Annotated in this window: 11 protein-coding genes and 1 tRNA gene; 6 read left to right on the forward strand and 6 right to left on the reverse strand. The window is 56.7% G+C overall.

Annotated elements, in window-relative coordinates; translation table 11 throughout:
• Positions 1-157 precede the first annotated feature (157 nt).
• The 3 genes from ampE to AUC61_RS06050 form a co-directional block, all read right to left on the reverse strand.
• Complete coding sequence (gene ampE / locus AUC61_RS06040; RefSeq protein ID WP_243244973.1) at positions 158-994, reverse strand: regulatory signaling modulator protein AmpE; 837 nt, start codon at positions 992-994, stop codon at positions 158-160.
• A gap of 16 nt (positions 995-1,010) precedes the next feature.
• Positions 1,011-1,559 (reverse strand): 1,6-anhydro-N-acetylmuramyl-L-alanine amidase AmpD, encoded by a 549-nt coding sequence (gene ampD / locus AUC61_RS06045; RefSeq protein ID WP_243244975.1) that lies wholly within the window; start codon positions 1,557-1,559, stop codon positions 1,011-1,013.
• Positions 1,560-1,802: 243 nt separating this feature from the next.
• The gene (locus AUC61_RS06050) at positions 1,803-4,055 is read right to left on the reverse strand and encodes a DUF1631 domain-containing protein (protein WP_243244977.1); all 2,253 of its coding nucleotides are present in this window, start codon (positions 4,053-4,055) and stop codon (positions 1,803-1,805) included.
• Positions 4,056-4,417: 362 nt separating this feature from the next.
• On the opposite strand from AUC61_RS06050, the gene nadC reads away from it, so the two are divergent.
• Complete coding sequence (gene nadC / locus AUC61_RS06055; protein WP_243244978.1) at positions 4,418-5,266, forward strand: carboxylating nicotinate-nucleotide diphosphorylase; 849 nt, start codon at positions 4,418-4,420, stop codon at positions 5,264-5,266.
• A gap of 303 nt (positions 5,267-5,569) precedes the next feature.
• Here nadC and AUC61_RS06060 read toward each other — a convergent pair.
• Together AUC61_RS06060 and AUC61_RS06065 are read right to left on the reverse strand one after the other, a co-directional pair.
• Positions 5,570-5,643, reverse strand: a tRNA-Thr gene (locus tag AUC61_RS06060).
• A 71-nt stretch (positions 5,644-5,714) separates the two neighbouring features.
• Positions 5,715-6,137 carry a pilin gene (locus AUC61_RS06065; protein ID WP_243244979.1) on the reverse strand — a complete coding sequence of 141 codons (423 nt, stop codon included), beginning with the start codon at positions 6,135-6,137 and terminating at the stop codon, positions 5,715-5,717.
• A 224-nt stretch (positions 6,138-6,361) separates the two neighbouring features.
• Between AUC61_RS06065 and pilB the strand changes: the two genes are divergently transcribed.
• The 5 genes from pilB to yacG are packed head-to-tail and all read left to right on the forward strand — an operon-like array spanning position 6,362 to position 10,968.
• A complete protein-coding gene (pilB, locus tag AUC61_RS06070) occupies positions 6,362-8,056 on the forward strand; it encodes a type IV-A pilus assembly ATPase PilB (RefSeq protein ID WP_243244982.1) in 1,695 nt (564 codons plus the stop codon).
• A 2-nt stretch (positions 8,057-8,058) separates the two neighbouring features.
• Positions 8,059-9,276 (forward strand): type II secretion system F family protein, encoded by a 1,218-nt coding sequence (locus AUC61_RS06075; protein ID WP_243244983.1) that lies wholly within the window; start codon positions 8,059-8,061, stop codon positions 9,274-9,276.
• A gap of 2 nt (positions 9,277-9,278) precedes the next feature.
• Complete coding sequence (locus AUC61_RS06080; protein WP_243244986.1) at positions 9,279-10,151, forward strand: prepilin peptidase; 873 nt, start codon at positions 9,279-9,281, stop codon at positions 10,149-10,151.
• Positions 10,148-10,771, forward strand: coding sequence for a dephospho-CoA kinase (gene coaE, locus AUC61_RS06085; RefSeq protein WP_243244988.1), 624 nt, complete (start codon positions 10,148-10,150; stop codon positions 10,769-10,771). The genes AUC61_RS06080 and coaE overlap by 4 nt, the downstream gene beginning before the upstream one ends.
• Positions 10,768-10,968 carry a DNA gyrase inhibitor YacG gene (gene yacG / locus AUC61_RS06090; RefSeq protein WP_027902143.1) on the forward strand — a complete coding sequence of 67 codons (201 nt, stop codon included), beginning with the start codon at positions 10,768-10,770 and terminating at the stop codon, positions 10,966-10,968. The genes coaE and yacG overlap by 4 nt, the downstream gene beginning before the upstream one ends.
• A 39-nt stretch (positions 10,969-11,007) precedes the next feature.
• Here the strand turns inward: yacG and AUC61_RS06095 are convergent, their stop codons facing one another.
• Entirely contained in the window at positions 11,008-11,475 is a 468-nt protein-coding gene (locus AUC61_RS06095) for a hypothetical protein (RefSeq protein ID WP_243244989.1), read from the reverse strand.
• Positions 11,476-11,740 lie beyond the last annotated feature (265 nt).

An 11,740-nucleotide genomic window follows, 5' to 3' on the forward strand; every position in this document is an offset into this window, starting at 1 on the left:
AAAGAATGCACATCAATCCAGTAGGTTGCATGTTGTTTGATGAGAGCGAATTCATTCGCGAATGCGATATTTCAGGCGACGAATTATCAGCGGATGATCCGGCCTCTTCGCGTATGAATTCGCTCCCACAGATTTGAGCCCGTCGACAAATACCCCCTCAAACCAACAACGTCCACAACGCAAACCCGGCGTACCAGACGATCGCGGCGCGGATCAGTAGCTCCCAGAGCACATCAAGGCTGTTGACGCCTTCGGCACCGACCACCGGAGCGGGAACTTCACCAGCCACGCAACCGACTTTGGCAATCAGTTGCGCAGCGCTGATGTCCCAGTTGAGCAACTCGTGCAGCATGACCCGGCTGACCGCCACGAAGTTGCCCACCAGCGCAAAGCTCGCGGCCAGCAACCGCACTGGAATCCAGTCGAATGCGTGGCGCAGTTGCGCGGCATTTTCTGCCACTCCTGGCGTTTTCGCATTCTCGGCGGCCAGTGCCAGCAGACGGTAAGCAAGCGCCGCGACAGGGCCCAGCAGGAAATACCAGAAAATCACCGCGAAGAAGCTTTGATAGGCCTGCCACAACAAATGGCCCTGCACGCCTTTGAGCAACTCTTCACTGTTATCGGCCAGCACGCCCATGTCGCGCTCGGCGACGTGAACCGCCGCCTGCGCATCACCACGTCGGCAAGCGTCCCGGAACGGCCCGAGCGCAGCAATCAGATCGCCACGCCCCAGGCTGTAGATCAACACAAGCAAATGCACGGGCAGCGCCAGCCAGCCATTGGCGACCGAACCCAGTACAACCAGAATCAACGCCACCAGCAACACCGGCAGCAATACGCTCAGTTCGAGAATCAACCAGGGATGTGACGCCATGCGTGGGCTGGCCTCAAGCCGGGCCAGCTCGGCCAGCCATGTCCCATCACGCTGAACGCGCTCACGCAGAGCTGAAAACTTCTCGATCAAGACCGCCAGCAGTAACACCAGAAAACTCATTTACCTGTCCCTCACTTCAAGCCTGCAAGGCCGCCTTGAAACGCGACCAGTCAAAAAAGGGGCCTGGGTCAGTCTTGCGACCCGGCGCAATATCGCTATGGCCACAGATCCGTGCGCTGTTGATTGCCGGATACGCAGACTGTAACTGACGAGTCAGATCGATCAGGGCTGCATACTGAGCGTCGGTGAACGGTTGCTCGTCGGTGCCTTCAAGCTCGATACCGACGGAAAAGTCATTGCAGGTTTCCCGCCCTTCAAAATTCGAAACGCCCGCATGCCAGGCGCGGTCCAGACAGGAGACGAACTGCGTCACTTCTCCATCACGCTCAATCAGAAAATGCGCCGACACACGCAGATCTGCAATCCCCTCAAAGTAGGGGTGCTCGGTGACATCCAGTTGATTCTGAAAAAACGCCTGCACTTTGCCGGTCTTGAACTGCGCAGGGGGCAGGCTGATGTTGTGAATCACCAACAGAGAGATTTCCCCCTCGGGGCGCGCATTGAAATTGGGCGAGGGGCAATGATCGATGCCATGGCACCAGCCGCTTGCACAGTCGAGCTGCATGAAGGTTCCTTGCACGGATAAATCGATAGGGGCAAGTATGCCCGCTGTGAAGAAAATAGGCAGGGTGTAAATGGATGAGGTTTGGGTAGGAAGGGTCTGGCGCTTGGATATGCATATATGCGACTGAATTACGGAGCCCCGCAGGACTGGCTTTAGCCGGGAGATGGCCTGCACATTCACCACCTTGGCCTTGCCAGGGTAGATGCCTCCCGGCTGAAGCCGGTCCTACGGTGAGACTCGGCCTTACGCGCCCTTGAGCTTGCGCAAATTCCCCATCACCGACTCCAGCGCGCGGTCAAACAACAGCGCATCGTCGAGCATACGGATGGTGCCGCGACGGAATTCCATCGCCAGCCCCATGCGTGTTTTCTCGAGGACTTTCATCCCGGTGCGGTTGACGAACACATAGCGCCCGCTTGGCTCGACGATCGCCGCCAGCTTGCAACGCAGCTTGTGCTCTTCGTCTTCCTGGATTTCCACCCAGCCACCCAGACGAAGCTTGTCGACCTGCGCGAGCCCCGCATCATCTTCCGGCAAACGCGGCGCAGGTTCGTTGAACAGTTGGTCACCACCCGGGGCGATCAATACGATCTCCTCCACCACCTGAATCATCGCCGGTCCTTGCGCATCCTCGACATCAGCAGTGTCAGGCGAGCCGTTGGCGGCGTCGTCCTGCATGCGTGAGAAGTGCTGAAACGCCTGCACATGCAACGCTTCCAACTGACTGAAGAATTCGCTGGTCGCGAACGGATCGAACGCCGCACTGGTCAGGCCTTCGCGCAGCGCCTTGAGCAAGCCTGGCACCAGATCCAGCAAACGCTGCCTGGCTTCCGGCTCCTCATGCAACTCAACGCTCCAGACCAGATCATCCATCGCGGCCAGCCCGGCCTGCCACTCAACGGAATCATCACCATGCTTGAGGCAGGTCAGCAGCAACACCTTGCTCCAGGCCTCCTGCAGCAAACGCACAACCACTTCAGGCAGCACTTTGCCGAGCAAGCGCTGATTCAATTCCTGCTGCACCCGCTGACGAGCCAACTCGGCACGCGCACGGCCTTCTTCGGCATCACGGGTACGCTGCTCAAGCAGCTCACTGCGGCGGCGCTCATCGCTGGTAAACGCGAGAAAATCCACCAGCAGTTCAGAGAAAATCGCCGGATCATCAACAAAGTCGTTCAGCAGGCGCTGTACGATCTGCTCGACACGCACGTAAAGCGAATCGCGCTGATAGTCGTCCCGCCCACCCCAGCCCAGCGCCGCAGCTGCAATTTCATTGAGCAGACGCCGCGCAGGATGGCTGCCACGACTGAAAAAACTCTTGTCGATAACAGCGACCTTGAGCATCGGAATTTGCAGTCGACCAATCAGCGCACGCAATGAAGACGGCAGATTGCGATCATCCAGAATGAACTCGAACAACATCGCGATCAGGTTGATGACATCTTCATCACCGACACCCACCACGCGAAACTTGCCACTCTTCACGCTGACGCGCGTAAGCAGTTGCTCCAACTGGTTACGCAGGTCGAAATCATCCGGCAAATCCGACGACGGAACGTATTGCTGCATGTGCGACAACAAGCGCAGCAGGTCCTGACTGGAGATAGGCCGGGCTTCGGCGCTGGCCTCATGGCGCGGCACGATATTGCCACGCACTTGCAGCAACAATTCCTGCAAGGCAGAAAAAACGTCCTGCACACCTTTATCAAGCTTGTCGGCGGTCTGGGCCAGAGCAGGATCAGAGAACTGCTCGACGCTGCGGCTTGGCCGGGTGCTGCGATCAGTAGAGCGACGTGCAGGAACAGCTTTCAGCTCTGGCAAGATGCCAGTCGCAATCAACAATTGGTTAGCCTCGCTGTAGAGGTCGTCCGTATCGGACAGGACGTACTTCTCAAACAGTTTGAGCACAATCAGCTTGACCTTGATCCCCACGCCAAGGCTACGCCCGGCCTGCAGGAAATAATCACACAACATCGCCGGCCCCATAGGGTTGGCTTCGTTGGTCAGGGGCTGAGTGACGAGCTGGTTAAGGCGGGTCGTCAGTTGCGCAAGGGCGGTGCCGTCACGGCTCAGGACCTTGGTCACCATGGCGTCGACAGCAACGGTCTTTTCCAGATCATCGTTGTGCACCAGTGACAGCTTGTCGAATGACACCGGGGTAGCGATAACCGGCTCGGACACTTGATATTGCCCAAGGCGTAGAAAAGCTTCGTAGAACTTGTCGAGAAATGCTCGCTCGATGCTTTTACGCTTGAGGCGCAGGTCACGCATCGCTTCGAAAAAGATGTTCTGCTCGGAATTGCTTTGCGCACGGTCCGCCATTTCAAATAGCGTGTCGTCCGCATTATCGAACAACTCCTGCAAGGCGTCCTTGAGCTGCTGGGCAGCTTTGTCACGAACCTGCAGCAAAACTACAGGCAGGCGCGCGAGGGGCGAATGAACCGCCTGGTCGGGATTTGCTTTAGTTAACGGCACAACATTCTCGTCGTTTTGCATCAAGCCACCTGCCAGACAGCGTCATCGACCTCATCACAAGCAGGGCTTGATCCCGTGCCTGTGAAGCGATCCCCCAATTCATCCCGCTAGACGTCAAAAGCGTGACGTCAAATACAAGTCGTATCATCTTTCAAAATATATCCGATCTGCCAGAGAAGTCTTGTTCTTTACATTTCGTCTCCGGCTAGCGGATTGACGCGTGCAGGAATAGACCGCAAAAAATGCAATCCATCGCAACGAATTGTAAAAAACCGACCAACTGTCATTCGTTTGGGGACTGGCAAAGGCCCGATATAGATGGGGTACCGTGAGTTCAGTGGGCAACCTGCCTTATACTCGGGCGACCTGAAATGGAGTCCGCTATGCCGAATTTACAACTCGCCACCCTCACCGCCGAAATAGAAGCCAACGTGCGCCGTGCGTTGCTGGAAGACGTCGGCAGTGGCGACATCACCGCTCAGTTGATCCCTGCCGAACGCCTTGCCAAAGCCACGGTTATCTCCAGAGACGCAGCGGTGATTGCCGGAACGGCCTGGGTTGATGCGGTATTTCGCCAACTGGATCCACGGGTTGCTGTGCACTGGCAGGTGGTGGACGGTGAACAGGTGCAGCCCAACCAGGCGCTGTTCCATCTCGAAGGTCCGGCGCGTTCGTTGCTGACCGGCGAGCGCAGCGCGCTCAACTTTCTGCAGATGCTGTCAGGAGTGGCAACCAAGGCCCGGCATTACGCCGACATGGTCGCCAATACTCAGGTCAAATTGCTGGACACCCGCAAGACCCTGCCGGGCCTGCGCTTCGCACAGAAATATGCCGTGACCTGCGGCGGCTGCCATAACCACCGCATCGGGTTGTTCGATGCCTTTCTGATCAAGGAAAACCACATCGCGGCCTGCGGCGGGATCGCTCAGGCCATTGCCGCGGCGCACAAGATCGCCCCGGGAAAGCCGGTGGAAATCGAAGTGGAAAGTCTCGATGAGCTGCGCGAAGCGTTGGATGCCGGGGCTGACATCGTCATGCTCGACGAACTCAGCCTCGACGACATGCGCGAAGCCGTCCGCCTCAACGCAGGCCGGGCAAAGCTGGAGGCCAGTGGCGGCATTAACGACGACACCCTGCTGGTGATCGCAGAAACCGGCGTGGACTACATCTCGATTGGGGCAATGACCAAGGACGTGAAGGCGGTGGATCTGTCGATGCGGTTGAGTCTTTGAGGTAGTAACTGACTGCCCCAATGACAAAAGCCCCTGTAGGAGCAGCCGCGCTGTCACGCAGCAAACACGAATCCTGTAGGAGTGAGCTTGCTCGCGATAGCGGTGAGTCATTCAGTAAACCACTGTCAGACAGGACGCCATCGCGAGCAAGCTCACTCCTACAGGGCCTTGGGTTGGCAGCGCGACTGAGGGGTGTCAGAAACCTAAGTCTGGATTCAGCCTGTTAAAGGGCATTACGCATTAACGAGGCAATCCAAACGAAAAAGCCCGATCCATATGGATCGGGCTTTTTTAGGTCTGCGGTGCCGAAAACAGGAATCGAACCTGCGACCTTCGCGTTACGAGTGCGCTGCTCTACCGGGCTGAGCTATTTCGGCTAGTCAGGTAAGGCTAGTGCCTGCAATACAATAAACAAGCACTAGAAGCACTGGCTAAGACATTAAGCGGTTTAGTTACGAACGTAGCCGTTGGTTACGCAGTTACCCGAGTATGTCCATACCAAAGGCGCGCCAGCAACAGGCAAAGGAGCTGTGAGTACGCACGAATCGGCAGCTGCAATACCTTTATAGGCGTTAGGAGTTGCGGTGATAGTGCCGGCTCCGATCGCTATGTTGTTCACAGCACCCGTAGTTGAAACAGGAGGCAAAGTTACACCGATTTCAGCAGCGGTATCGCAGTCGGCAAGCGCAGCGGCCTGTGACAAGCAGACGCCCATACCGGTTTTTATAGCCGCCATGGCCGTAAGCACTTCCGAATATGCCGCCTTACGGGTGTAGTTCTGATACGACGGAATCGCCACAGCAGCCAAAATACCGACGATCGCTACTACGATCATCAACTCGATCAACGTAAAACCTTTTTGTGCTTTCATGGGTACTGCTCCGGTGCGTCAATAAGGTGTTGCTTGCCTGTGCCAAAGCATAGGTCATGCCAAGCCTTGTTCAATCCTCCTTTATTGCTAATCCTTTGATTGGCTGCGCAATTGTGTGTCCCGACAGGATCACTAACTGACAATTTTGGTCACCTTGCCATGCATCATTGGCAGCGCCGCCTGACTAGGCTATAAACCAGATACTGTATGGGTTTGGTGGTTTTATGAGTGACGTTGTTCTGACCGGTTTGGCCAAGCAATTGGTAGTTGCCGAACTTCTGACTGAAAAAGCGGCGCAACAGGCTTATCAACAGGCCCGGCGCGACAAGGTTTCGCTGATCAGTTATCTGGTACAAAACCGCCTGGTCAAAGCACTGGTCCTGGCGGAGATGTCGTCGGACCATTTCGGTTTGCCGTTTCTGGACCTCAACAGCCTTAATAAAGAAGAACAACCCAAGGGGTTGGTGAGCGAAAAGCTCATCCGCCAACACCATGTCCTGCCCCTGTGGAAACGCGCCAACAAGCTGTACGTCGGCATATCCGATCCAGCCAACCAGCAGGCTATCAACGATCTGCAGTTCAGCACCGGCCTGGCCATCGAAGCGATTCTGGTGGAGGACGACAAGCTCACCGACGCCATCGAAAAGTTTTTCGACAGCCATTCGTCGTTAGGTGATCTGGGCGATGTCGATCTCAGCCTGGAAATCGTATCGGGCAGCGAGGCCAAGGAAACTTCTCTCGGCCAAGACGATGCAGACGACGCTCCGGTGGTGCGCTTCGTCAACAAGATGCTGCTGGACGCCATTCGCCTTGGCTCGTCCGACCTGCACTTCGAACCCTACGAAAAGACCTTCCGGGTCCGGCTGCGTACCGACGGCATCCTGCACGAAGTGGCCAAACCGCCTATCCACCTGGCAAGCCGCATCGCCGCACGCCTGAAAGTCATGGCCAGCCTGGACATTTCCGAGCGCCGCAAGCCTCAGGACGGCCGGGTCAAACTGCGCATTTCGAAAACCAAGGCCATCGATTTCCGGATGAACACCCTGCCGACGCTGTGGGGCGAAAAAATCGTCATGCGTCTGCTCGACCCGACCACGGCCAAAATGGGCATCGACGCGTTGGGCTATGAGCCTGAACAGAAAGCCCTGTATCTGGAGGCGCTGAAACAGCCGCAAGGCATGATTCTGGTCACCGGCCCCACCGGCTCGGGTAAAACCGTGTCGCTGTACACCGGCCTGAACATTCTCAATACCGTGGACATCAATATTTCAACGGCTGAAGATCCGGTTGAAATCAACCTGGAAGGCGTGAATCAGGTCAACGTCAACCCGCGTCAAGGAATGGACTTCTCGCAGGCACTTCGCGCCTTCCTGCGTCAGGATCCTGACGTGATTATGGTCGGTGAGATTCGTGACCTGGAAACGGCTGAAATCGCCATCAAGGCTTCGCAAACCGGCCACATGGTGCTCTCCACGCTGCACACCAACAGCGCCGCAGAAACACTGACCCGTTTGCACCACATGGGCGTGGCCGCGTTCAATATTGCCACCGCCATCAACCTGATCATTGCCCAGCGTCTGGCGCGCAAGCTGTGTCCGCATTGCAAGAAAGAAGCAGACATTCCCAGAGAAACCCTGATCAAGGAAGGCTTTCCGGAAGATCAGGTCGGCACGTTCAAGATTTATACAGCGGTCGGCTGCGATCAGTGCAATGGCGGTTATAAAGGCCGCGTGGGGATTTACGAGGTGGTCAAGAAGACCCCGGCTCTGGAGCGAATCATCATGGAAGAAGGCAACTCGCTGGATATCTCCGTACAAATGCGCAAGGACGGCTTCAATGACCTGCGTACATCGGGCCTGATCAAAGCGATGCAGGGCGTCACCAGCCTTGAAGAAGTCAACCGCGTGACCAAGGACTGATCATGGCCAGCAAAGCAGCAAAAGCCATCGTTTTCACGTGGGAAGGCACGGACAAGAAAGGCGCCAAGATAACCGGCGAGCTCACCGGTCACAATCCAGCGTTGATCAAGGCGCAGTTGCGCAAACAAGGCATCAGCCCCACCAAAGTGCGCAAGAAACCAGTGTCGCTGTTTGGCTCCGGGAAGAAGATCAAGCCGCTGGATATCGCGTTTTTCTCGCGACAGATGGCAACCATGATGAAAGCCGGTGTGCCGCTGCTGCAGTCCTTCGACATCATTGCTGAAGGCTCGGAAAACCCGAACATGCGCAAGCTGATCGAAGAAGTGAAAAGCGAAGTCGCAGCGGGTAACAGCTTCGCCTTCGCGCTCCGGCAGAAGCCGCAATACTTCGACGATCTGTACTGCAACCTGGTGGACGCCGGTGAACAGGCCGGTGCGCTGGAAGCCTTGCTTGATCGAGTGGCGACCTACAAGGAAAAAACCGAAGCACTCAAAGCGAAGATCAAAAAGGCTATGACCTACCCGATCATGGTGATGATCATGGCGTTTGTGGTTTCCGGGATCATGCTGCTTTACGTGGTGCCCAAGTTTCAGGACATCTTTGCCGGTTTTGGTGCTGAGCTACCGGCGTTCACCCTGATGGTGATCGGCCTGTCGAAGCTCGTGCAGGATTGGTGGCTCATCATTCTAGGGGCGATGTTCGTCAGTATTTTCCTGTTCCGACGCAGCTACAAAGGCTCTCAAAATTTTCGCGACAGCGTGGACCGCGGCTTGTTGAAAGTACCGGTGATTGGCCCACTGATTTATAAGTCATCAGTTGCACGCTTTGCCCGTACGCTGTCCACCACCTTTGCCGCAGGCGTGCCGCTGGTCGAAGCGCTGGACTCAGTAGCGGGCGCAACCGGTAACGTGGTGTTCCGCAATGCAGTGAACAAGGTCAAACAAGACGTTTCTACCGGTATGCAGCTTAACTTTTCCATGCGTTCCACCGGTGTGTTCCCCAGCCTCGCCATTCAGATGACGGCCATCGGCGAAGAGTCAGGCGCACTGGACTCCATGCTCGACAAGGTCGCAACCTATTACGAAGATGAAGTCGACAATATGGTCGATAACCTGACCAGCATGATGGAGCCGATGATCATGGCCATCCTTGGCGTCATCGTCGGCGGTCTGGTGATTGCCATGTACCTGCCTATTTTCAAACTCGGAAGTGTTGTCTGACTATGTCACTTGTTGATTTCCTGGCCAGCTCACCGCTGGCCTTTGTTTTATCTGCACTGATTCTCGGTTTACTGGTCGGCAGCTTTCTCAATGTGCTGATCTATCGCCTGCCGATCATGATGGAGCGCGACTGGCAGGCTCAATCCCGGGAAATGCTCAAGTTGCCTGCCGAGCCTGCAAGCGAAACCTTCAACCTGGTCCTGCCGCACTCACGCTGCCCGCATTGCGCACACCAAATCCGGCCATGGGAAAACCTGCCGGTATTCAGCTACCTGTTCCTGGGCGGCAAGTGTTCGAGCTGTAAAGCGCCCATCAGTAAACGTTATCCGCTGGTTGAGCTGACCTGCGGCCTGCTGTCCGGCTACATCGCTTGGCACTTCGGCTTTGGCTGGCCTGCTGCCGCGATGCTGGTGCTGAGCTGGGGCCTGCTGGCCATGAGTCTGATCGATGCCGATCACCAGTTGCTGCCTGATGACCTGGTGTTGCCGCTGTTGTGGATGGGGCTGATCGTCAACTCGTTCGGCGTGTTCACCACGTTGGGCGATGCGCTCTGGGGCGCAGTGGCCGGTTATCTGGTGCTGTGGTCGGTGTATTGGCTGTTCAAACTGATCACCGGCAAGGAAGGCATGGGCCATGGCGATTTCAAGTTGCTGGCCATGCTGGGGGCCTGGGGTGGCTGGCAGATTCTGCCACTGACCATTCTCTTGTCATCGCTGGTCGGCGCCGTATTGGGCCTGATCCTGCTGCGTTTACGGAATGTTGAAACCAGCACACCGATCCCCTTCGGTCCCTATCTGGCCATCGCAGGCTGGATCGCTTTGCTCTGGGGTGGTCAAATAACCGACTCCTATTTGCAATTTGCCGGTTTCAGATGAACCAAACCGCTAAAAAACCCTGGATTCTTGGACTCACTGGCGGCATCGGCAGCGGCAAAAGCGCAGCAGCACAGTGCTTTATCGATCTGGGCATCCATGTAGTCGACGCCGACCACGCAGCACGCTGGGTGGTTGAGCCCGGCCGACCGGCGCTGGCGCTGATCGCCGAGCACTTCGGACCCTCGGTGCTGAATGCCGACGGCACGCTCAATCGAGGTGCCTTGCGCGGCTTGATCTTCGAAAATGCCGAACAGCGCCGCTGGCTTGAAGCCCTGCTGCACCCACTGATCGCAACGGAGATCCAGCGCGATCTGGCCAGCGCCACTTCGCCCTACGCGATTCTGGTCTCGCCCCTACTGGTCGAGTCCGGTCAGTGGAAAATCACTCAGCGCGTGCTGGTCATCGACGTACCGCAAAACCTGCAGGTCCAGCGCACCATGCTGCGCGACAGTTCCAGTCAGGAGCAGGTCGAAGCCATCATCAAAGCCCAGGCCCATCGAGAAGATCGATTGAGTCGTGCCAATGATGTGCTGGTCAATGACCGTGACGCTGCCTGGCTGCAAAGCGAAGTCCAGCGCCTGCATCACTTTTATTTAACTTTGCCCGGAGGCCAATCATGAGCCAACCAATGACCGTCGATTGCCCAACCTGTGGCGCCCCCGTGGAATGGAGCGCCGCCAGCCCTGCCCGGCCGTTCTGCTCGGAGCGCTGCAAGCTGATCGACCTGGGCGCCTGGGCGTCCGAAGAACATGCGATTCCGGTCAGCCCGGATGCCGAAGATGAAATGTTTTCCGGTGACCTGCCAGACAGGCATTGAGCATTACCTGAGCCGTGCCTGATCTGAATCAGGCACGGATCACGGCTTCTCCAGCGCCTCGCGAAGCGCATCTGGCCCGTTGAACTCCCGCCGCTCCACTAACTTGCCATCCTTGAGTTGCAACCACTGCACAGCCGCAGCATCGCCGCCATAACCCGGCGCAATTTGCGCCTCGCGGTCCAGCGCTACACGGTACGAGTACGCCCTGCGCATTTTAGGCACGGCAAAGAACTTGGTGACATACGCTGGCATCGGCTCAATGTTGGCGATGAACACTGTGTGGCGAGCCTCCAGAAATCCTTTGGGCTTGTCCTTGAGCGCCTTCTCCATGATTTTGCCCGCGCTCATGCTGCTGGCGACCAGAATCGTCTGGGTCTTTTGCGGGTTCATCACATAAGGTTCATCAAACTGGTCGAACAGGCTCCAGGTCGGCACAGGATCGCCAATTTCAATGGCCTGCGCGGTGAACGGCAACAGGATCAACAGCAGAATGGGCCAGAGTTTCAACGGTGCAACGCTCCTGAGTGGGATGGAAAAACCAATACCATAGCCCAAATGGGCGGCTGATGGATGATCCAGGTCGGGTCGTATTGTTTGACAAAAGCCGCCCCTGCGCCCCTGACACCACGTTGTCGCGCAACAAACCGGACTTGTAGGAGTGAGCTTGCCCGCGATTGGGTCAGCACAGGCGATATCCTCATCAATTAGCAGACCCAATCGCGAGCAAGCTCACTCCTACAGTAAAAGCACACTCAATCAGGTGGTCGTATTT

This window comes from Pseudomonas maioricensis, assembly GCF_022790535.1.
Classification (GTDB): Bacteria; Pseudomonadota; Gammaproteobacteria; order Pseudomonadales; family Pseudomonadaceae; genus Aquipseudomonas; species Aquipseudomonas maioricensis.